Origin of the sequence: Nocardiopsis sp. LDBS1602 (genome assembly GCF_035818715.1) — a bacterium.
Lineage (GTDB): Bacteria > Actinomycetota > Actinomycetes > Streptosporangiales > Streptosporangiaceae > Nocardiopsis > Nocardiopsis alba.
This window is the reverse complement of record NZ_JAYLVW010000007.1, coordinates 63,158-84,448: the sequence shown is the minus strand read 5'-3', so window position 1 is coordinate 84,448 and position 21,291 is coordinate 63,158. Positions and strand designations below refer to the sequence as shown.

Below are 21,291 nucleotides of genomic sequence, written 5' to 3'. Positions count from 1 at the left end.
GCGTCGAACCCAGTTCTGCCAGCTTACGGTCTCTCCGGGCGACGCGGGACCAACGCGCGGACGAGGAAGGAAGGGGAGAGGCGGAATCGACACGCCTCCACCCCGTGGACGGGGTCTCCCCCGAGAGGTGCGATCAGACCCCGGCGGGACGGCCGAAGGTGCTGTAGAGCCAGGTGACGGCCTCACCGAAGGCGAAGTCGAGCAGAGAGACGTAGGCGAGGACGATCACGACGAAGACCAGGACGACGATCGTGTAGGTGACCAGTTCCTTGCGCGTGGGCCAGCGGACCTTGCGGAGTTCGCCGACGACCTGCTTGGTGAACGTCACCGGACCGGTACGACGCTTGGGCTCCTTGTCGGGCTTGGCGTCGGCGTCAGTCTGAGTCACCTGGGGTCCTTAGGGTCGCGGGTTGCTTCATTCCCCGTAAGTTCCGTCGCCCCTCACGGCGGGGTGGCGACGGATCGCCACCCCGTACCGCGCGGACTTGCAGGGCAGGAGGGACTCGAACCCCCAACCGCCGGTTTTGGAGACCGGTGCTCTGCCAATTGAGCCACTGCCCTTTGCGGAAACTTCGTTCCCCACCATAGCCGGTATCGAGAGCCGTCGCACAACCTTGAGTGATGTGACGGCTGTGTAACGAAACCGACCGACGCGAGCAAGTGTACGCCCTCCCCTGTTCTCGGCCAAACCGGTCGATCGCCCCATCCGGTGTGTGACCTTCCACCCGACGCGAAGGAAGGGCACGTGACACCATGGAGCACATGACTGACCGACCTCGTGTGTCCGCGCGCATCAGCGCCATCTCCGAGTCCGCCACCCTCGCGGTGGACGCCAAGGCCAAGGCCATGAAGGCGGAGGGCCGTCCCGTCATCGGCTTCGGCGCCGGCGAGCCGGACTTCCCGACGCCCGACTACATCGTGGAGGCCGCGGTCGACGCGGCCCGGAACCCCCGCTTCCACCGCTACACCCCGGCCGGCGGGCTTCCCGAGCTGAAGAAGGCCATCGCGGAGAAGACGCTGCGCGACTCCGGCCTCGAGGTCGACCCCTCCCAGGTCCTGGTGACCAACGGCGGCAAGCAGGCCATCTACGAGGCCTTCGCCGCCATGCTCGACCCGGGCGACGAGGTCATCGTCATCGCCCCCTACTGGACCACCTACCCCGAGTCGATCAAGCTCGCGGGCGGTGTTCCCGTCTTCGTCGTCACCGACGAGAGCACCGGCTACCTCGCCGACGTCGAGCAGCTGGAGGCCGCGCGCACCGAGCGCACCAAGGTCCTGGTGTTCGTCTCGCCGTCCAACCCCACCGGCGCCGTCTACCCGCGCGAGCAGGTCCGCGCCATCGGCCGCTGGGCCGACGAGCACGGCCTGTGGGTGCTGACCGACGAGATCTACGAGCACCTCGTCTACGGCGACGCCGAGTTCAGCTCGCTGCCGGTCGAGGTCCCCGAGATCGCGGACCGCACGGTCATCGTCAACGGCGTCGCCAAGACGTACGCGATGACGGGCTGGCGCGTGGGGTGGATCATCGGCCCCAAGGACGTGGTGAAGGCCGCCTCCAACCTCCAGTCGCACGCCACGTCCAACGTCGCGAACGTGTCTCAGGCCGCCGCCCTGGCCGCCGTCTCGGGCGACCTGACCGCGGTCGACGAGATGCGGAAGGCCTTCGACCGCCGGCGTCGGACCATCGTGGGCATGCTCAACGAGATCGACGGTGTGGTCTGCCCCGAGCCCGAGGGCGCGTTCTACGTCTACCCGTCCGTCAAGGGCGTGCTCGGCCGGAAGATCCGCGGCCGTACCCCGGCGACCTCGGCCGAGCTGGCCGAGCTCATCCTGGAGGAGGCCGAGGTGGCGGTGGTCCCGGGCGAGGCCTTCGGCACCCCCGGCTACCTGCGTCTGTCGTACGCGCTCGGCGACGAGGACCTGGTCGAGGGCGTGACCCGGGTCCAGAACCTGCTGGCCGAGGCCGAGTAGTCTCCACGCTCCACCGGGCCCCGGGCGACGTTCCGCCCGGGGCCCTTCGTGTGCGGCGCCGGCCACGGTGTCGTCGATCTCGGTGCGAGCGGGGGTGTTCATGCGGCAGTCTTACTTCATGGAGACACCGACCAGCGCCCGCCGGTTGGACCGGCTGCCCAAAGCCCATCTGCACCTGCACTTCACCGGCTCGATGCGCCACGACACCCTCGTGGAGATGGCCGAGCTGCGGGGGGTCCACCTCCCCCAGGCCCTCGTCGAGGAATGGCCGCCCCGATTGCGCGCCACGGACGAACGCGGCTGGTTCCGCTTCCAGCGCCTGTACGACATCGCCCGCTCGGTGCTCAAGGAGCCCGAGGACATGTACCGCCTGCTGCTCGAGGCCGCCGAGGACGAAAAGGCCGCGGGCTCGGGCTGGCTGGAGATCCAGGTCGACCCGAGCGGATACGCCTCCAGGTTCGACGGACTGACCGCCACGTTGGAGTTGATCCTGGACGCCGCCCGGGTCGCCGAACGCGAGACCGGCGTCGGTGTGGGGATCATGGTGGCCGCCAACCGGACCCGGCACCCTCTGGACGCTCGCGCCCTGGCCCGGCTCGCCCGCCAGTACGTGGGACGGGGCGTGGTCTCGTTCGGCCTCAACAACGACGAGCGCCGAGGCCGTGCGCGCGAGTTCGAGTCGGCCTTTCGCATCGCCAAGCGCGCCGGACTGTTGTCGGCGCCGCACGGCGGTGAGCTGAACGGGCCGCGCAGCGTGCGCGAGTGCCTGGACGAACTGGACGCCGACCGGATCGGCCACGGGGTGCGGGCCATCGAGGATCCGTACCTGGTGGAGCGGATCGCCACCCAGGGGGTCACCTTGGAGGTCTGCCCGACCTCGAACGTGGGTCTGGGCGTGGTGGAGCAGGTGGAACACCTGCCGTTGCGCCGGCTCTTCGACTCGGGCGTGCCCATCGCCCTGGGCACCGACGACCCGCTGCTGTTCGGCCCCCGCCTGGTGGAGCAGTACCGGATCGCACGCGAGGTCTTCGGGTTCACCGACCCCGAACTGGCCGAGCTGGCCCGTATGTCCATTCGGGCCTCCGGGGCCCCCGACGCCCTCAAGAAGGAACTCTCGGCCGGTGTGGACGCCTGGCTGGCCGCGCCTCCGGAGCCTCTCGAGGGGTGATCGGCCGGGGCCGCGGTCCCGGCCGGCTCAGGCCAGGAGCATCCAGGCGCCCTGGCCGAGCATCGCGACGCCCGCCACGAAGAACAGCACCGCCGCGCCGATCCGGATGGCGCGTTCGGGGAGCTTCTTGCCCAGGACCGCGCCGATGGCGATGGCGATGGCGTCCGCGGCGACCATCCCGACGGTGGAGCCGATCCACACCGGCAGCCAGTGGTGCTGTGTGCCGACGGTGATGGTCGCCAGCATGGTCTTGTCTCCGAGTTCGGCCACGAGGAAGACCACGAACACGGTCATGAAGCCGGAGCGGATACGGCGGGAGGCGGCCCGCTCCTCGTCCTTGTCGGTCATCTCGTCGCCCCTCAGGGTCCACGCCCCGAAGAAGAGGAAGGCGAGCCCGGCCGCGAGGGTGAGCCAATCGGTGGGCAGGGTCGCGCCGAGCACCTCGGCGATGAAGACGCTGCCGAGGTGGACCAGCGCGGTGGCGGCGGTGATGCCGAGAAGAACGGTGCGCACCCGATAACGGGTCGCCAGGGACATCGCGACGAGTTGGGTCTTGTCTCCCATTTCGGCGATGAAGATGGCGATGGCGCTCAGACCGAGGCCGAGGATAAAGGCCGACATCGTGCTCCCGCTGTCCTTATTGGGCGGAAGGAAGCGGATAACGCCCCTTCAACCCGGTCGTTTCCTACCGGGTCAAAGGTCTCGTCCGCCCGTCGGAGTCGGGCTCATGCGGCCGGGATGTACATCCAGCATGTCGACCGCACGCATTGGGGACTACTCCCCTTCGACGGAAAGAACATTACCAGTGGACTTTTTGCACTGGCAATTCGTCGCATCGGCGAATTAATTTATCAGGAAGGGCGAAAAAGCGAGTTCGGTGCGCCCAACACATTTCTTGGGCGCACGGCCCGGGTGACGGTCAGAGGGAGACGCCGACCATCACCGGCTCGTTGACCAGGCGCACCCCGAAGGCCTTCTCCACCCCCGCGCGTACCTCGCGCGCCAGGTCGAGCAGATCGGCCGTGGTCGCCCCGCCCGGGTTCGTCAGGGCGAGCGTGTGCTTGCCCGAGATCCTCGCCGGGCCGTCCCCATAGCCCTTGGTGAAGCCGGCCCGGTCGATCAGCCAGGCGGCGGAGAGCTTCACGTTCCCCGCCTCGTCCGGGTGTCCCGGGATCTCGGTCTCGGCGCCCAGACGCTCGGCGGCGCGCTCACGGAAGGCCGAGTACTCCTCCGGCGACAGCACCGGGTTGGTGAAGAACGAACCGGCGCTCCGGGTGTCGGGGTCGGCCGGGTCCAGGACCATGCCCTTGCCCCGACGCAGCCCCAGGACGACCTCGCGCGCCTTCTCCAGGGGCACCCGGTCCCCCGCGTCCACACCCATGGTGCGGGCGACCTCGGCGTAACGGACCGGACGGCTCGACGGTCCACGACGCAGCTCGAAGACCACCTCGCACACCACGTGACGGTCGCTCCCCTTGAAGACGCTGTCCCGGTAGGTGAAACCACAGTCGGCGTTGGACATGGTGATCCGCTCGCCCGTGACACGGTCCAGGACCAGCACCTCACGGATGGTCTGGGAGACGTCCTGGCCGTAGGCCCCGACGTTCTGGATCGGCGTGGAGCCGACCCGACCGGGGATACCGGAGAGGAACTCGACGCCGTTGAGCCCCTCGGCGACGGTCCGCTCCACCAGCGGATCCCATTCCACACCCGCGTCCGCCCGCAGCAGGACGACGTCCTCACCGGTCTCCGGGTCGGTCCCGTCCTCGGTGAGGGTCACACCCTGGGACGCGACCAGGATCACGGTCCCGGGGAAGCCGTCGTCGGCGACCACCAGGTTGCTGCCGCCACCGAGCACGAGCACACGCTCTCCGGCGCGGTCGGCCTCGGTGACCAGTCGGATCAGTTCGTCCGTGGAGGAGGCGGTGTGGAAGGCCTTGGCGGGGCCTCCCAGTCCGAGCGTGGTGTGGTCGGCGAGCATCGTGGACACGGTCTTACCTCGACTTGCGAAAGAAGCGGACACGGGCGTGGGGGGCGGGTCAGGCCAGCCGCACGACGGCGGAGGCCTTGGCCAGGACCTTGGCGCCCGCGGAACGGGCGGTCAGCATGACGGTGACGGTCCCGTCGTCGTTCTTGGACTTGACCTTGCCGCCGACGGTGATCTCGGCTCCCTGATCGTCGTCGGGGACCACCACGGGCGCCGAGAAGCGCACCGAGTAGTCGACGACACTGCCGGGGTCCCCGGTCCAGTCGGTGATGAGCCGTCCGGCCTCGGCCATCGTGAACATGCCGTGCGCGATCACGTCGGGCAGGCCGACGGACTTGGCGAAGCGCTCGTTCCAGTGGATGGGGTTGAAGTCGCCGGAGGCGCCCGCGTAGCGGACCAGGTCCAGACGGCGGACCGGGAAGGTCCGCTCGGGGATCGTGGCGCCGGTCTCGACGTCGTCGTACTTGAGCCTGCTCATCGTCTCTCCCCGTCTCCTAGGAACCCCGGACGACGAGCATCATGCTCGCCGTCACCACGTGCTCACCGTCGGCCGCCTCGGCGACCGTCTCCAGGGTGAGCAGCTCGTTGCCGCCCAGGGCCTTGATCCCGGTGATGCGGGTGACCGTGCTGAGGACGTCGCCCGCGTACAGCGGCCGGCTGTAGTGGAAGCCCTGGTCGCCGTGGACGACCCGGGAGAAGTCGACGCCCAGGTCGGGGTCGGCGATGGCCAGCGCGGAGCCGGCCATACCGAGGATGACCGGGAAGGTCGGCGGGGCGATGACGTCGGGGTGCCCCATGGCCTTGGCCGAGGCCCGGTCCAGGTAGACCGGGTTGAGATCGTCGATGGCCTCGGCGAACTCGCGGATCTTGCCGCGGGTCACCTCGTACACCTCGGGGGCGGGATACTCCCGGCCGAGGTAGTCAGGGTTGATCGCCACGCTCTGCCTCTCGGATGTGGAAACGACGGTGTCGGGTCCGCGGTGACGGCGGGGGCCGTACACAGCGAACAGCCCGGTGAGCGGTTGGCTCACCGGGCTGGAGTCTACGAGAAGCTGACCGCTCCCTGCCTGGGCTACGGGCGCCGAGGGACTAGCGCGTCTCGCGGTGCTCGTTGTGCTTGCGGCAGTTCGGGCAGAACTTCTTGATCGTCAGACGGTCGGGGGTGTTCCGACGGTTCTTGCGCGTGATGTAGTTCCGGTGATTGCACTCCTGGCAGGCCAGGGTGATCTTCGGCCTCACGTCTGTGGCAGCCACTTCGGAGTGCCTTTCTCGCTGGAGACATTACCTGGGCGCAGTACGAACACTGCTCGAGACCCACAACAACCCCTGAGTACTCGGCCTCAGGGGTCAGTGGGTTGGTAGCGGGGGCCGGACTTGAACCGACGACACAGCGATTATGAGCCGCTTGCTCTACCGACTGAGCTACCCCGCCCCGGTTGGAACGGACCGGAACCACGAAGGGATCCGCCCCGGTCTAGGCCGGTGCGGATCCACCGGCCACCCACCTGAGTGGACCGGAACCTCATCAAGTGGTGGAGCCCCTTTACGGAATCGAACCGTAGACCTTCTCCTTACCATGGAGACGCTCTGCCGACTGAGCTAAAGGGGCACGCTGTGGGGCTTTCTCTCGTCCGCCCCGGGGGCGTTGCCCCCTTGCGTTGATGATGACTATACAGGGGTTGAGGGGTGGTCTGCCAAATCGAACGCCCGCCACCCCCGGAGCCACCCCTCCCCTGGGAGCGAGATCCCTTACGGGGCAGGGGTTTCAGGACCTCAAGGCCCCTCGAAGCACCCGCCACAAGAACCCCGATGTGACCCGGCGCACGAGCCACACGCCCTCTCCCCCCGACCGCTGGAGTAGAGGTGGGAGATCGCGTGACCGTCAAACCCTGCCGGGGCTGAGGCCCGAAAGTGCTTGCTTTGCGCCTCCGCTTCGCTTCGGCGCGTGTTCGGGCGCCAAGGGAGGGAGCGTTCTTCATCCTCGTCCACGCCTACGCTCGTTCCTCGCGGGCGGCTCGACTCGTCTTGCAGAACACTCCCGGCGCCCGAACCACACCCCTCAGGCGGGGTCGGCGAGCCAGACGTTGGACATCGCGTCCCGGTTGATCGTACGGATGTCCGCGGGGAGCCCCAGGCGGCGTAGGGCGTCCGAGAGGCGGGTGTCGTGGGTGAACACGACCAGCTGGCGGTGGCGCCCCACGTCGGCCAGGACGGAGGCGAGCCCTTCGACGGTCTCGGTGTCCATGGCCTGGACCGGATCGTCCAGGAGGAGGAAGCCGAAGGGGTTGTCGTCCACCAGGGTGCGGGGCAGGCAGATGGACAGGGCCAGGGCCTGGAACTCGCCCTGGCTGAGGAGCCCGGGGGCGCTGGTCTGATCGTCCACCCCGTCCACGGCGACGTCCACTTCGACCCGGCGGCGGGCGCCCCGGCCGATCAGACGCATGCCCTGGAGGTCGATGTGGCGTTCCTGGCGGAGGCGGAACCACACCTGTTCGGCCTGATGCGCCACCGGTCCCAGTCGTTCGGAGCGGACCGAGTGGGCGTATTCGGCGAGCCATTCGAGGGCGGCCTCGGTGTCGGCGAGGGTCTCACCCGCCTTGATCGCCTCTTGGGCGTCGTTGAGCCATTCGGTGAGCCGTTCGGCGAGTTCGCCCCATCCGTCGGTGGGGTCCTCCAGACGCTCGGTGGCGTCACGGCGTGCGCTGACGGCGGCGGCGCGGAGTTTGCGTCCCACGACTTCGATGTGGTCGGCGAGTTCGGCGAGGTCCTCTATGTCGTCGCCCGATTCCCAGAGGGCCCAGACCTGCCCGAGTTCGCTCTCGGGCGGCAGCCAGCCGGGCATGGGCGAGAGCAGGAAGCGGGCCTGGTCGCGGGCGTTGTCGGCGCGTTCGTAGGCGGCCGAGGCGGTGGCGGCCTGGGGACGAAGGGCGCGGAGTTGGGCGTTGGCCCGGCGCACCCAGTCCGGGCCGAGGGCTCCGGCCGAGTCACAGGTGGGGCAGGTGGTCTCGGTGGGGTGGCGCTTGTGGTGCTCGATGGCCTGTTCGAGGAGGCGGACCACACCGTGCGCGTGGTCGCCTTTGCTGCCGGCGGCCATGGCCAGTTCCATGGCGGCGCCGCGCAGTTCGTTGACGACGTCGGCGATGAGGGCCCGCTCGGGGACCGCGAGGCGACGCAGGCGGCGCAGCACCACGTGCAGGGCCGGGTCGCTGGGGCCGTCGTCGGCGGCGATCCGACGCAGGGCGTCGAGGTCCATCGAGGGCGAGGAGAGGATCTGCGCGGCCTGGGCGGCCCGGGGGTCGGAGGAGGCCGAGAGGGCCTCCATGAGCTGTTTCAGGGCACGAGAGGGGCGTTCACGGCGCCGGACGAGGCCGTCGCAGACCTTCGCGAGGCGACGTTCGGCCTCGGCGAGTCCGGTGAGCCCCAGCAGCGCTGTGAGGGTGTCGTAGAGCTCGGCGGCGCGTCCGGTGACGGTCCGGCCGAGTTCGTCGTAGGACAGGAAGGGCCGGTAGCGGACGAGGTTCTCGCCCCAGTCGAGGGTACGCAGCGGGGAGACCCGACCGTCGGGGTGGACGACCTCTCCTCGCGCGGAACGGACGCTCTCCCCGGTCCAGCGGCGGCTGATCCGGGTGGGTCCGTCGTCTCCGGCGATGTGGATATCGACGGTCGCCTCGGTGCGCTCGTCGTAGTGCAGGTTGCGCCAACCGTCGCGCCAGCCGGTGGGCATGGAGTCCCAGCGGGGGTTGCGGCCGGTCAGCGCCGCCTCGGCGGCCTCGGCGAAGCTGGACTTGCCGGAACCGTTGCGGCCCACGATGACGGTGAGGCCCGGCCCCGGGGAGAAGGTGAGTTCGGCGGGACGACCGATGCCGCGGAAGCCCTCGACCCGGATCCCGGTGAGGTAGGAGCGGCGCATGCGTCCGGGACGTGGGGACGGTTCGTCGAGGACGGGTTCGGGGATCCGCTCTCCTTGGAGGAGCGCCTCCAAGGCGTCCTCTCCCCAGAGGGCCGCGTTGATCCAGGCCCGGACCCTCGAGGGGGTCCCGGAGCGCGCGAGGGCCTCCAGGAGAGCCGTCGTGGTGGGATCGTCCCCTCCTCCGGAGGTCTCCCTGCCGCTCCGTCCTCCGTTCGTGTCGGCCTCGGGCATCCGAGTCACCTTCGCCACCCCGCTCCGTTATCGAACCTGCACCAGAAGACTAGGACAGGACGGGAGGAAGCGCCCTGGTGATACGCGTAACGTCCGGCCCCGCGACCGCACCTATACCCCGACCAGCCTCCTACGACTACCGTCCCAGGTGAAGTGCAACGTCGCGATGCCCGGGACGTTGGGATCGCGCAGGCACTCGTAGATGTTGAGGCTGGGCACGCTGGCGAAGCACCCCCAGACCCGCTCGGAGGTCAGGACGAAGTCGAGGTCGAGTTCGACCAGGAGACCGAGCAGACGTCCGTGTGTGGGTTCGTCGACCTTGGCGAAGGCGTCGTCGAGCAGGATCAGGCGGGGCGCCCAGGGGGCACGTGCCGCCAGGGCGTCGAACTGGGCGGCGGCCGCGGCGAACAGCACCAGATAGGCGACCACGCGCTGCTCGCCCTGGCTGAGGGCGGTGCGGTGGCCCAGGCGACGTTCGTCTCCGGCGGCGTCGGTGACGTAGACGGTGAACGTGAACCAGGATCGATAGTCGAGGGCGGCGCGCAGTTGGGCCCCACCGGTGGCGGTCGGGTCCAGGCGTCGGATGGCCTCGATGCAGCGGCGCAGGGCGTCGCGCAGCCTCGTGGTCTGGACGCGGGTGCGTTTCTCGGCCGGGGTGGCCAGGAGCGGCACGACCGCCTCGATGTCGGCCCCGGCGTCGGGGGCCAGGTCCCAGTCCAGGCGCACTCCGAGCCCGGCCGAGGTGGTGACGTCCTTGAGGACGTCGTTCATGGTGGCGATGAGGGCACGGGCCTCGTCGATCTGGTGGGAGAGGTGGCCGGCGAGTTCACCGAGCAGGTGGCGTTCGAAGGCCTCCTCCTCGGCGATGGCGACGCTCTCCTCGGCCCTGGTGACGGACTCGGCGACGCGTTCGGCGTAGACCGTGACGTCGTGGGAGCCGTCCTCGTCGTGGACGGTGAGCCGCTTGATCCCCCGGGGTTCGGTGAGTTCGGTGCGGGTCTGGGACCAGCCGACGGAGGTCAGGAGCCTCTGGAGCTCCTCCCGGCTGGCGAGGACGGCGCTGTCGTCGATCTCGACGGCGTCCTCCTGGGCGGCCAGGCCCTTCTCCAGGTCGGCGACGAAGGCCGCCAGGAGGCCGAGGCGCTCCTCGGGCCCGGTGGGCTCGGCGCCGGGTTCGGTCTCCAGGCAGGCCAGGTAGCGACGCAGGGGGGACCCCTCGGAGGCGCGTTCCTCGAGCCCGGCGGCGCGCAACAGGACGACGTCGGCGAGGAAGCTCTCCGAGGCCTCCTCATCGGTCCCCGTGGGTTCGACGGTCATGGTGACCGAGTCGATCAGCCCCTCCCCCACCGTGAGGGCCCGACGGACCTGTTCGGCCCGTTCGTCGGTGGCCGCGTCGAGGCGGGCCTCGGCTCCGACGCGTTCGTCCCTGGCCCGCTGGGCGGAGCGTTCGAGTTCGGGGAGGCGTTCGGTCGCCTCTCGGGCGCGGGCCCGGACCTGCTCGCGGGCGGCCTCGATCCGCTCGTCCCCGACCCCGCGGGCCCGGTCGCCGAGTTCGAACTGGCGGCGCACCGTGATCATGTCGTCGATCGCGGCCGCGCGGGCGTCCTCCGCGAGCAGGCGGGCCGCGCGGGCTCGGGACCAGGCGGCCACGTGGTGTTCGTGGTCGGCGAGTTCCCAGGCCAGTACGTCGAGGTCGCGCAGGGAGGAGGCGATGAGGACCCGCAGGTGGTCCAGGGCCCGAAGCGCGCTGTCGAGTTCGACCCGGGTGGTGGGCAGGCCGTCGGGTCGGGCGGCGTCGGCCAGGCGGGCGCGCAGCTCGAGGAGCTCGGCGCGTGCCTCGTCGGCGGCGGCCCCGGCGGTGTCGTGGGCGCGGCGCGCGGTGGCGACGTCGTTCCTGGCGACGTCGAGGGTGGCCCAGGCCCGTACGAGCGGGGCCGGGTCCGGCAGGTCCCGGGAGACGTCGAGGAGTTCGGTGTAGGAGCGTTCGACCGCCCAGCGGCGCTCCCCCGCCTCGGCCAGGAGGGCCTCGGCCATGGCGATGCGGCGGTCGGTGTTGGCGGTCTGGCGGTCGCGGGCGCGTTTGCGCGCGGCCTCGCCGATGTACTCGGGTTCGCTCTTGTCGTGGGCTCCGGAGGCCACGCCCAGGCGCCAGCCGCCGGAGAGCGACATGGAGCTGACGGTGGCCAGGGAGTGGTCCCGGCGGTGCTTGGCCTCGGTGTCCTCGGCGGTGCCGGGGGCCTCCGAGCGCAGGGCGATCGAGGCGAGCAGGGCGCGCAGACCCTCGTCGTGGACGCCGCGGTCGGGGACGGCGACGGGAACGAGGACGTCGAGGAGGGTGCGGCCCTTGGCCGGGCGGGCCGGGGTGATGATGAGGTCGCGGGTGGTCGGGTCGTAGAGGGTCCCGTCCGCGTTGACCCAGCCGGCGAGCAGGCCACTGGCCTCCAGCGCCGCCTCCAGACCGGCCTGTTCCCGGGTGCTCAGCCCGTCGACGAAGTCGATGGCGAGGTGGAAGGGGACGCCTTCGGAGTCGGGACGGGGGTAGGTGGCCCAGGAAGGACGTTCCGGGCCGCTGTCGGCGCTCTTGAGCTTGCGTTCGGCGAGTTCGGCGAGCTCGTCGGAGAGCTGTCCCTCCTCGTTGACGGCGACGTCCCTACGGGCGCGCAGCTCTTCCAGGAGCGGATCGACGGCGGTGTGGGCCAGTCGGGAGACGGTGGCCGGGACCTCGGCGTCCAGGACGCGCAGGGAGTCGGAGATGGGCAGTTCGACACTGCCCTCCAGCTCGTGGATGGAGTCGCCGAGGGCGTGGGCGTGACTGGAGTCGCGCAGGCGGGCGGCCCAGGAGCGCACGCCCTCCGCGTAGGTCGCGCTCCGTTCCCTCAGCGTCTCGATGGCCTCCCGCTCACGCTCGTGCGCGTGTTCGAGGGTGGCCTGGGCGCTCTCGGCCTCGCTGTCTAGGGCGATCAGACGCCGGTCGGCGGAGGCCTCGGCGGTGGTGAGGCCGGTGAGTCGGGTGACCAGGTCGGCTCGGGCGACCGCCGTGTCGGCCACGGAGGTGAGCGTGTCGTGCAGCCCGCCGAGGTTCGTCCGCAGGTCGTCGAGGTCGATGCCTTCGACGGGGGCGCGTTCCACGGCCTGTTCGAGCCCCTTGAGGTCCACCCGGGTGGTGCTCTCTCGAGGAGCGTGGACGGCGACGCGGGTCTCGGGGACCCGGCCCAGGTCCCGGGGGTCCATACCGGCGGCGGTGGCCGCCCGGGTGCCCTCCACGTGGTTCTGGCGCAGGACGTCGAGGGCGCGTTCGATGGAGGAGGAGTCCTCGCCGAGCCGCTCGATCGCGTGGTCCTCGGTGGTGGCGGCGTGTTCGGCCGCGACCCAGGCCGCCTCGGCCGCGCGGATGTAGGCGCCCACGGCGGCGTCGTAGGCGCGACGTTCGTTGGTGGTGGCGGTGGCGGCGCCGTTGCGGGCGGCCGCCAGGGTCCCGTCGTCGGCCTCGGCGGTGTCGCGGGTGCGGCGTGCCTGGTCGCGTTCCTCCGAGATCCGGCTCTCGGCGGCGATCAGCTCGTCGAGTTCGGCGCGGAGTCGGTCGGCCTCCTCGGTGCGTCGGGTGAAGGCGTCGAGTTGTTCGCGGACGGCGGCGGCGCGGGAGCGCAGGGCGTGCACGAGGTAGCCGTGGTAGTCGGTGAGGAAGGAGGCGACCCCCGCCCCCGCGTCGGTGAGGGCGTTCTTCTCCGCGCGGGCCTGTTCCAGGTCGGCGATGTTGCGGGCGACCTCGTCCAGGACGGACTCGTCCATGGGCGGCAGTGCCTCGGAGAGCACGCCGACGAGCTCCCCCGCCTCCAGCCGGTCGCCGATGGTGGGGCGGCGCAGCCGGTAGAGCAGGTGGATGAGGTTGCGGTAGCGGACGGAGTCGTCGATGCCGAACAGGCTGCGCATGACGCGCGCCCGGTAGGGAACGGCGCTGGTGAAGCAGTTCTCGGCGCCGATCTCCGAGCGCAGCCGGTCGACGGGTTTGGGCCGGCCGTCCGTGACCAGGTCGAGGTCGTGGCCGACCCTGCGTTCGGTGACGAAGTAGACGCAGCGCGGGTCGGAGTCGCCCACGGCCATGACGGCGGCGCCCAAGGTGAGGTAGCGGGGCTCGGGTCCCTCTCCGGCTCCTTCTCCTTCGCCGTCGGTCTCGGAGCCTTCACCGAGCAGGGCGGCGGCGGACCGGGGGCCGGTGTCGTTCCGGGCCGCCGCGTCCAGGCCCCGATCGCCGCGGGCGGTCGTGAACTCCACCCACAGGTAGCCCAGGCGGGTGGCGGGGCCGGCGGTCGTTCCGGACCCGTCGGTCGCGTCGTCCACCTCTGCCGGCTCGTCCTCGGGCTCGCCGAGCAGGTCGGGGCCGGCCTCCTCCACCGGGGCCCGTCCGGCGCGGGGCTCCTCGGCCATGAGCCAGCGCAGGCTGGTCCGGTTGGTCCCGGTGGTGTCCAGACGACGGACGTCCCCGTCCAGGAGGAAGGGGAGGAGCATCTCCAGGGCCTTGGACTTTCCGGCGCCGTTACGCCCGCGCAGCAGCAGCCGCCCCTCGGCGAAGTCCAGGACGTGGTCGTCGTACTGCCAGACGTTCCGGATGCCCGCGCGTTCGAGGCGATAACGGGGGGTGGGGTCAGCCGGAGCCGTCTCCCGGGCCTCGCTCGTCTCCTGTGTCACCACTGGTCGCGCTCACCTTCTCGTTCGCCACCGTTCGCAGCACGGACGCCACTCGGTCGAGGTCTTCACGGGGGTCGGTTCGAAGCCTCGACTCGTCGTGCTCGGACGCGTCGTGACCGGCTCCACGCGGTCGCGCGGGGTCCGTCCGGTCGTCTTCGTCATTGTCCTGGATCCGGGGGACGCGATCGTCCACTTCCGCGCCGAATCGGGCCGCGGCGGCGGTCAAGCGCCACTCGCCGGGGCCTCCGAGGAGCAGCCCCGAGTCGGCGAGGAGTTCCAGGACGAGGGTGCGGAGCCGGTCGGGGTCGGGGACCTCGGGCCCGGCGGTGCGCGCCCAGTCGGCACGTGCCGGGGCGTCGGCTCCACCGAGGGCCTCCAGCGCCACCTGGAGTTCTCGGTCGGGTACGGGGACCGAGGTGGCGGGACGGCCGGGGTTCAGACGACCGGCGAGATGACGGACGAGCGCGAGCGCGGTGTGGCCGACAGGGTCGTCGGAGGGGAGCCGGGGCGAGGTGGCCGCCTCGTCGGACATGATGAGCGCCACACCCTCCGCCCGGATCTCGATCTCCCCTCCGAGGAGGTTGCCCAGAGCCGCGGCGGCGCGCCACTGGTGGGCGGCGAGACGGTCCCGCTGACGGGCGGGGAGCTCCTCACGGTGGACCACGGCGGTCTCGGCGAGCAGCCGCCGCAAGGTGGTCTCTCCGGCCTGGTCGCTCTCGGGGTCGGGGTCGACGGCTCCGGCGAGGAAGGTGTCGGCGGTGTCCCCGGCCTTGGGCAGGTGGGCGGCGACCGCGCGCAGGGCGTCGACGTCGGGGGTCAGCACGGCGTCGACGGCGGCGTCGTCGCGATGGGCGCGGATCGTACCGGAGGTCTCGGTGAGCGCTCCGAGGCCGGTCAGGTAGAGCAGGGCCGCGCAGAAGGCGCGACGCTCCGCCAGCCCTCGGGTCGGATCGGCGTCCACCCCGGCCTCTCCGGCGGCGTCGCGCACCCCGCGCGCCAGCGCCCGGATCCCCACCGGTTCGGTGGTCTCGACGAGGACGGCCAGGCTCAGGGCCAGGTGGGCGAGGGCGCGGGGGGTGAAACGGGTTCCGTCGGCGCGGGTCAGGGGGCGGACCACCTCGTCGACGAGACCGCGTTTGACCAGGCGGGCATGGTCGTCGGCGACGGTGAGGCGGTAGCCGAGCACGCGTTGGAAACGCTGGACGAGCCACTCGGTGTGCGATCGCACCAGCGAGAACTCGGTCGGGTGGGCCCGGCGGGTGAGCAGCGGCCTGGCCATGAGGGCGCGGGCGGCGGCCTGACGCTCTCCGAGCAGGGCGGCGTCTTCGATGTGGACGTTCGGCACCGTCACCCTCACCTCCGGGTCCGGGGCGTGTGCGTGATGATCTCGATCGGACCGGTGGTCTCGGCGTCGGGGTCCGGTCCCGGGAGGCTATCGGTCCGCTCGGGTCCCTCGCCCCCGGCCTCCGGTGAGGAGGCCTCGTCGTCCTCGAGGGCCGTCTCGGGTTCGAGGGCCGTTTCGGTCTCCTCGGAGCCCTCCGTCGTCTCCGGGGCCTCGGGGCTCTCGGTGGTCTCCTCGGGCTCGGGCGTCTCGTCCGTCTCCGGGGATCCGGGCTCTTCGGGGACGTCGAGGGTCTCGGTCCGGTCGGGGACATCCGGCCCGTCGATCTCCCCTTCCGGCTCGGCGAGGGGCTCGACCGGCGTGGGGGGAACGGTCTGTCCGTGGTGTTGGTCGTAGGAGGTCACGTGCAGGCGCAGCCCCTCCAGAGTGAGGTCTCCGCCCTCTCCCCGGACGACGACCTCCGCCCCGGGCGCGGTGTGGACGTGCAGACGCAGCCCGAACTCCAGGTCGCCGGCGGATGCGGGACCGCGGGAGGCGTCACCGGACCCCAGGGCCGTGGTGAGGAGTTCCATGAGGACCTCCATCCCCGCACCGGACAGGTCCAGCCGGGCCCGGTCGGCCGTGGGCTCGGTGAGCAGGGAACGCACCTGTTCGGCGCCGGCCCGCCTCCAGTGGGCGGAGGACTCGGCGGCGTCGCGCAACCGGGCCTGTTGGGCGCGGTGGTCGCGGACGGGCTCGGGCGAGCGCGCCCCGGGATGTTCGGTGACGGTGCTGCGATCGGGTTCCGCCTGCCACCAGGAGGTGGTGGCCGCCACTCCGTCGGCGACCCGGCCTTGAAGGTCGCGCGAGGGGTGGAGCGCGAAGGCCGCCGTCGCCAGGGCGTCCGCCCGGTCCGGCTCGGCCTCCTCGAACCACGCGGCCAGGCGCAGCAGAGCGGCGCGGCCGTGCCGTGGCACCGGCCGGTCGCCGGTGTCCTGTCGTTCGTCCGCGCGATCGTTCGCCCACTGGTTGAGTCCCACAACTCAGCAGACTAGAGACCTCCGGGGCCCGCCACGCCCGAATCGCTCTTCTCCATGCGCCGAAGGCATCCGCCCCCACCCGATGTGAACAGGCGTTTCGTGATTCCTGCGACCTTTGTAAGGATTCGGCGAAGGACGGGTGGAGTCGAAGTTCACTCCACCCGTCACGTATTCGCTCAGTCCGTCTGGGAGGGGACGGCCAGCCGACCGCCGTCCGCGTCGTCCAACGCCTGACGCTGTTCCTCGGGCATGTCCCCGTAATCGGTGATCGTGTAGGTGGAGAAGTACGGGGTGCCGTCGACGTCCACCGGGTCGGCGAGTTCGACATCGACGTCGTAGGGGTCGTCCTGGCACCCCTGGTCCATGCACCAGGTGCCCAGCACCTCCCCCTCACCGCGGGCGCCGTCCTCGTGCCACTCGTCCCACTCCATGTCGGAGAAGGTCGTGAACTCGGTGGCCACGTAGTCCTCGGGCCGCTGGTCGGGGAAACCGTTCTCGTCGCCGTGGAAGTTGAGGACCTGGACGTCGCCCTCGGCCGTCCTGTCGTCGTCGTCCCGCTCGTAGCGGTCGTCCTCTCCGTCGCCCTCCCCCGGAGCGTTCTCCTCGCCCCCCGTGTTCTGCTGTCCACAGGCGGAGAGGGCCAGGGCCAACGCCGCCCCCATCAACAGTGCACGCCTCATATATCGCCTCCTCGATCGAACTCATCATGTTCCGGCGAACACGACAAGGCCCCCCGGCGACACGCCGGGGGGCCTTGGTAACGCTCTGTTCCGTCACCGGGATCCGAAGGACCCCGTTCGCAAGGGGCGACTAGTGGTAGCCGTTGCCCTTGTCGTGGTCGTGCCCGTGCTCACCACGGTCGTGGTCCACGTTGGTGCCGACCGGGCCGTTGACGCAGTCGCCCGTGGTCTGCGGCGACAGGATCGGCACGTTGGCACCGACGAGGCCGACGGCCAGCTCGGTGTTGCACAGCTGAACCGGAACCAACTGGAGGTTCTGGTTGAACTGCTGGTCCCCACCGTGCGAGGCGGACGCCGGAGCGGCCGCGAGCATCGCACCGAGCGCGACACCGGCGATCGCGGTGGCGGCGGTGAACTTACGCAGCATCTACGACTCCTAGTCGATGTTGGTGCTGACCGGGCCGTTGACGCAGTCGCCCGTGGTCTGCGGCGACAGGATCGGCACGTTGGCACCGACGAGGCCGACGGCCAGCTCGGTGTTGCACAGCTGAACCGGAACCAGCTGCAGGTTCTGGTTGAACTGCTGGTCCCCACCGTGCGAACCGGCGGAGGCCGGGGAGGCCGCGAGCATGGCGCCCAGGGCGATGCCCGCGATGGCGGTGGCGGCGGTGAACTTGCGCATCTACAGGGCTCCTAGTCGATGTTGGTGCTGACGGGACCGTTGGTGCAGTCACCGGCGGTCTGCGGCGACAGGACCGGGATGTTGACACCGGCGATGAGCCCGACGGCCAGCTCGGTGTTGCACAGCTGAACCGGCACGGCCTGGAGGTTCTGGTTGTACTGCTGGTCCCCACCGTGGGAACCGGCGGAGGCGGGGGCCGCGGCGAGCATGGCGCCCAGGGCGATGCCGGCGATGGCGGTGGCGGCGGTGAACTTACGCATGTCGGGGTTCTCCTAGTCGATGTTGGTGCTGACGGGACCGTTGGTGCAGTCGCCCGTGGTCTGCGGCGACAGGACCGGAACGTTCACGGCGACCAGGCCGACGGCGGCACTGGTGTTGCAGAGCTGAACCGGAATGGCCTGCAGGTTCTGGTTGTACTGCTGGTCCCCACCGTGCGAACCGTGGGAACCGGCGGAGGCCGGGCTGGCGGCCAGAACGGCGGAGATAGCGGCACCAGCGACGAGGCCGGCAACACCGAGCTTACGCAGCATTCAAATCACCCTTCGAAGAAATTCGAGATATCGTCTCGGTAGAAACGATTGCCGGAACTAGCTGATGTTGGTGCCGACGGGGCCGTTCACGCAGTCACCGGTCGTCTGCGGCGACAGGATCGGCACGGTGACCGCGACCAGACCGACGCTGCCGGTCAGGTTGCAGGACTGGATCGGAACCAGCTGAAGGTTCTGGTTGAACTGCTGGTCACCGCCGTGCGAGGCGTAAGCGGGAGCCCCCATGAGGAGCGCGCCCATCGCGGCACCAGCGACCAGGCCAGCAGCGGTCAGCTTCTTGATCATGTTTCCCCCGGGAAATCATGCGAGGTTTCGACAGAAAAAGACGCAGGCGCTTCTTGCACCTGTGTCGCGGTGGACTGAGGCAATCATCATCACGGCCCCCGTTTTTTGTCAACGCCGAAACCCCGAAAACACTTTGTCCGGATTGTCGACAGCATTCCGCATGCCCCGAAAACGAAATGGTCTCATTGGAGATCTTTTTAAACGACACGCATATAAGGCGACCGATCCCATGGAAAGCCGCCCTTCGACCCAAACGGACACACCACCCTGGAACCACCCGCTCCACCCCAGAGGACCCGGTGACGAACGGGGCGAATCACCCCGAAGACCCCCGCACGAAGCCATGACCAAGCGAGTTCAAGCGAACACCGAGGGTAATATTTCCGTGGCTTGAGCGTGATGCTTCCGCAATGACCCGAATCCCCTCCGACGTGACCCGGACCACTCCGACGAGAGCCACCCCGACATCGCCGACGGGGACCGGACGGGACGCCACTCGGAACCCGGCGCTCGGGTGGTGGGAGAGGGGGTTCCAGGTCCGGGAACGCGAGAGGCCCCGGTGACCGATGGTCACCGGGGCCTCTCCCCAGGGTGGCGGGTGAAGGATTCGAACCTTCGAAGGCAAAGCCGACGGATTTACAGTCCGCTCCCATTGGCCGCTCGGGCAACCCGCCTGGGATGCGGCGACGAGTGGCTCGTCGCTGCGCATGAATGACAATAGCGGATGATCGGCCTCAACCTGAAATCGATGGGCCGGGCGTGCCTTCGTCCGGTGGCTTCGGCCGCTTCGACGGGGCGGGGCTAAGCTCTGAACCCGGCCCGTACCGGGCCGGACGAGACACGCACGGGTGCCCGCGGGGCCTCCGTGACCCATCAGAAGTAGCGGGGTGTGAGAGTACGTGGCCGCCGAATCCAGTTTCGACGTGGTGTCCAAGCTCGACCGGCAGGAGGTCGACAACGCCCTGAACCAGGCGGGCAAGGAGCTGTCCCAGCGGTTCGACTTCAAGGGCACCGGGACCACCATCGCCTGGCAGGGTGAGAACGGCGTCGAGATCAAGAGCGGATCCGAGGAGCGCGCCACCGCCGCTCTGGAGGTCTTCAAGGAGAAGCTGATCAAGCGCAAGATCTCCCTGAAGGTCCTGGACGCCGCCGAGGAGCCCAAGCCCTCGGGCAAGGAGTACCGGCTCCCGATCAGCCTCAAGGAGGGCATCTCCACCGAGGACGCCAAGAAGATCTCCAAGCTGATCCGCGACGAGGGCCCCAAGGGCGTCAAGGCCCAGATCCAGGGTGAGGAGCTGCGCGTCAGCTCGAAGAAGAAGGACGACCTCCAGAGCGTCATGACGCTCATCAAGGAGAAGGACTTCGACCTGGCGCTCCAGTTCGTGAACTACCGCTGAGGTCGCCCCTCGGGGTTCGGACACACGACGGCCGCCGTCCCTTCGGGGATCGGCGGCCGTCGCCGTACGCGGGGGCCTCTCTCAGCCCAGGTCCCATTCCCGGTGCAGTTCCTGAAGGCGTCGGATCCGCTCGGAGACCGGCGGGTGCGCCGCGAACAACCGTCCGAGCGTGCCGGGGAACGGGTTGGTGGTCATCAGGTGGGCCGAGGCCAACAGCACCCGTTCACGGGGCAGCGGGTAGGCCCGGTTGCCCGATTCCATCCTGCGCAGGGCCGAGGCCAGCCCCAGCGGGTCCCCGGTGAGTTCGGCGGCCTTCTCGTCCGCGCGGAACTCGCGGGCCCGCCCGACACCGAAGTAGACGACCGCCGCCGCGAGCGGCGCCAGCAGGGCCAGCAGCAGTCCGCCCAGGAGGTCGGGCATGTCCGTCTCCTCGGATTCCCCCAACGGCAGGAGGAAGGTGACGGCCGTCAGGGCGGTGATCAGGGCGGTGAGCGTCGCGGCCACCGAGCTGATCAGTGTGTCGTGCGCGCGGATGTGGGCCAGTTCGTGCGCGATGACCCCGCGCAGTTCCCGTTCCTCCAGGGTGCGCAGCAGCCCCGTGGTGCAGCACAGCGCGGCGCGCCTCGGGCTGCCTCCGGTGGCGAAGGCGTTGGGCGAACGCACCGGGGCCAGGTACAACTTGGGCATGGGCTGCCGAGCCGCCGTGGCGAGTTCACGGACGATCCGGTAGAGCTCGGGTCGTTCGATCTCGCTGACCGGCCGCGCGCGCATCGCCCGCAGGGCCAGGGACTCTCCGAAGAGGTAGACGAGGATCCCGGCGCAGAGCACCAGCGCGATCGAGAGCTGGGCGCCCTTCTGGGCCCCGCACAGCCATCCGGCCACGATGACGAGCGCCGATACTCCGGCGAACAGGCCGATCGCGCGAACCGCGTTGACGTGCACGCGCCCTCCTTCCGCTGTCCACCGCTGTCCGACTTTTGTTGCGTACATGGTGACAAACGTGCGGGTCGACGTCTGACGTTCCCCATGTGACCGACCGGTGTCCATCGCTCTCGGCCGGCCCGGCGGCACGGGGGAACGGGTCGATGTGACAATCGCCACCCGCCTCGACCCCGTGAGCACTCGACGACCTATAGTGCGAACGTGGCCCTCGTCACCGAACGCACCGCGGAGGTGGGACCCTCCCTCCCCCCGGTGTGTCGTGGGCCGTGTCGTCATGGGCCGTCGCCCTCCCACGACCCGGCCGCGGTCCCGTACCGCACGACGCCATGTCGGGTTGGCGCATCCGGCGTGCGCGGGGTCACGGCAGCATGTCCCTTCCGTCCCCGACCACGACGATCGGCCCGCGGCCGGTGTGGCCGGGTCGGGACGCACACCGAGCGCCG

The 21,291-nt window shown here is 70.1% G+C and carries 20 protein-coding genes and 4 tRNA genes; 3 read left to right on the top strand and 21 right to left on the bottom strand.

The window, feature by feature from the left end:
• Nucleotides 1-133: 133 nt before the first annotated feature.
• Both secE and U9J66_RS19810 read right to left on the bottom strand, forming a co-directional pair.
• On the bottom strand, nt 134-388 hold the full coding sequence (gene secE, locus U9J66_RS19815; RefSeq protein ID WP_014912925.1) for a preprotein translocase subunit SecE: 255 nt from the start codon (nt 386-388) through the stop codon (nt 134-136).
• Between the two features lie 100 nt (nt 389-488).
• Nucleotides 489-561, bottom strand: a tRNA-Trp gene (locus U9J66_RS19810).
• A 201-nt stretch (nt 562-762) separates the two neighbouring features.
• On the opposite strand from U9J66_RS19810, the gene U9J66_RS19805 reads away from it, so the two are divergent.
• Both U9J66_RS19805 and U9J66_RS19800 read left to right on the top strand, forming a co-directional pair.
• Entirely contained in the window at nt 763-1,971 is a 1,209-nt protein-coding gene (locus U9J66_RS19805; RefSeq protein ID WP_042282604.1) for a pyridoxal phosphate-dependent aminotransferase, read from the top strand.
• A gap of 118 nt (nt 1,972-2,089) precedes the next feature.
• Complete coding sequence (locus U9J66_RS19800) at nt 2,090-3,139, top strand: adenosine deaminase (protein ID WP_326338424.1); 1,050 nt, start codon at nt 2,090-2,092, stop codon at nt 3,137-3,139.
• Between the two features lie 27 nt (nt 3,140-3,166).
• On the opposite strand, the gene U9J66_RS19795 is transcribed toward U9J66_RS19800, so the two are convergent.
• The 18 genes from U9J66_RS19795 to U9J66_RS19710 all read right to left on the bottom strand — a co-directional run bounded on the left by U9J66_RS19795 (nt 3,167) and on the right by U9J66_RS19710 (nt 19,183).
• Nucleotides 3,167-3,760 carry a TMEM165/GDT1 family protein gene (locus U9J66_RS19795; protein WP_014913226.1) on the bottom strand — a complete coding sequence of 198 codons (594 nt, stop codon included), beginning with the start codon at nt 3,758-3,760 and terminating at the stop codon, nt 3,167-3,169.
• Nucleotides 3,761-4,058: 298 nt separating this feature from the next.
• Complete coding sequence (locus tag U9J66_RS19790) at nt 4,059-5,120, bottom strand: UDP-N-acetylmuramate dehydrogenase (RefSeq protein WP_199806119.1); 1,062 nt, start codon at nt 5,118-5,120, stop codon at nt 4,059-4,061.
• Between the two features lie 58 nt (nt 5,121-5,178).
• The gene (locus tag U9J66_RS19785) at nt 5,179-5,604 is read right to left on the bottom strand and encodes a MaoC family dehydratase (protein WP_014912200.1); all 426 of its coding nucleotides are present in this window, start codon (nt 5,602-5,604) and stop codon (nt 5,179-5,181) included.
• A 16-nt stretch (nt 5,605-5,620) separates the two neighbouring features.
• Entirely contained in the window at nt 5,621-6,064 is a 444-nt protein-coding gene (locus tag U9J66_RS19780; protein WP_017535906.1) for a MaoC family dehydratase N-terminal domain-containing protein, read from the bottom strand.
• 151 nt (nt 6,065-6,215) lie between these two features.
• Nucleotides 6,216-6,380, bottom strand: coding sequence for a 50S ribosomal protein L33 (gene rpmG, locus U9J66_RS19775; protein WP_026125254.1), 165 nt, complete (start codon nt 6,378-6,380; stop codon nt 6,216-6,218).
• A 102-nt stretch (nt 6,381-6,482) separates the two neighbouring features.
• A tRNA-Met gene (locus tag U9J66_RS19770) sits at nt 6,483-6,558 on the bottom strand.
• 101 nt (nt 6,559-6,659) lie between these two features.
• Nucleotides 6,660-6,735 (bottom strand) — tRNA-Thr (locus tag U9J66_RS19765).
• Between the two features lie 450 nt (nt 6,736-7,185).
• A complete protein-coding gene (locus U9J66_RS19760; protein ID WP_014911090.1) occupies nt 7,186-9,267 on the bottom strand; it encodes an ATP-binding protein in 2,082 nt (693 codons plus the stop codon).
• Nucleotides 9,268-9,378: 111 nt separating this feature from the next.
• Complete coding sequence (locus tag U9J66_RS19755; protein WP_326338351.1) at nt 9,379-13,956, bottom strand: SbcC/MukB-like Walker B domain-containing protein; 4,578 nt, start codon at nt 13,954-13,956, stop codon at nt 9,379-9,381.
• On the bottom strand, nt 13,910-15,304 hold the full coding sequence (locus U9J66_RS19750) for a TIGR02678 family protein (protein WP_326338349.1): 1,395 nt from the start codon (nt 15,302-15,304) through the stop codon (nt 13,910-13,912). Before U9J66_RS19750 ends, U9J66_RS19755 begins: the two co-directional genes overlap by 47 nt.
• Before the next feature lie 2 nt (nt 15,305-15,306).
• On the bottom strand, nt 15,307-16,314 hold the full coding sequence (locus U9J66_RS19745) for a DUF2397 family protein (RefSeq protein ID WP_326338348.1): 1,008 nt from the start codon (nt 16,312-16,314) through the stop codon (nt 15,307-15,309).
• A 176-nt stretch (nt 16,315-16,490) separates the two neighbouring features.
• Nucleotides 16,491-16,994: a hypothetical protein gene (locus U9J66_RS19740; protein WP_234305767.1), complete on the bottom strand. Its 504-nt coding sequence runs from the start codon at nt 16,992-16,994 to the stop codon at nt 16,491-16,493.
• 130 nt (nt 16,995-17,124) lie between these two features.
• Nucleotides 17,125-17,421: a hypothetical protein gene (locus U9J66_RS19735; protein ID WP_017535911.1), complete on the bottom strand. Its 297-nt coding sequence runs from the start codon at nt 17,419-17,421 to the stop codon at nt 17,125-17,127.
• Between the two features lie 9 nt (nt 17,422-17,430).
• Complete coding sequence (locus U9J66_RS19730; protein WP_017535912.1) at nt 17,431-17,676, bottom strand: hypothetical protein; 246 nt, start codon at nt 17,674-17,676, stop codon at nt 17,431-17,433.
• Between the two features lie 11 nt (nt 17,677-17,687).
• Nucleotides 17,688-17,936: a hypothetical protein gene (locus U9J66_RS19725; RefSeq protein ID WP_014912622.1), complete on the bottom strand. Its 249-nt coding sequence runs from the start codon at nt 17,934-17,936 to the stop codon at nt 17,688-17,690.
• A gap of 12 nt (nt 17,937-17,948) precedes the next feature.
• The gene (locus U9J66_RS19720) at nt 17,949-18,206 is read right to left on the bottom strand and encodes a hypothetical protein (protein WP_014911899.1); all 258 of its coding nucleotides are present in this window, start codon (nt 18,204-18,206) and stop codon (nt 17,949-17,951) included.
• Nucleotides 18,207-18,263: 57 nt separating this feature from the next.
• Complete coding sequence (locus U9J66_RS19715) at nt 18,264-18,509, bottom strand: hypothetical protein (RefSeq protein WP_014910044.1); 246 nt, start codon at nt 18,507-18,509, stop codon at nt 18,264-18,266.
• Nucleotides 18,510-19,101: 592 nt separating this feature from the next.
• Nucleotides 19,102-19,183: transfer RNA gene (locus U9J66_RS19710), tRNA-Tyr, on the bottom strand.
• Nucleotides 19,184-19,408: 225 nt separating this feature from the next.
• On the opposite strand from U9J66_RS19710, the gene U9J66_RS19705 reads away from it, so the two are divergent.
• A complete protein-coding gene (locus tag U9J66_RS19705; protein ID WP_014910676.1) occupies nt 19,409-19,906 on the top strand; it encodes a YajQ family cyclic di-GMP-binding protein in 498 nt (165 codons plus the stop codon).
• A gap of 81 nt (nt 19,907-19,987) precedes the next feature.
• Here the strand turns inward: U9J66_RS19705 and U9J66_RS19700 are convergent, their stop codons facing one another.
• Nucleotides 19,988-20,848, bottom strand: a complete 861-nt coding sequence (locus U9J66_RS19700; RefSeq protein ID WP_014909341.1) for a M48 family metalloprotease — start codon at nt 20,846-20,848, stop codon at nt 19,988-19,990.
• Between the last annotated feature and the right edge of the window lie 443 nt (nt 20,849-21,291).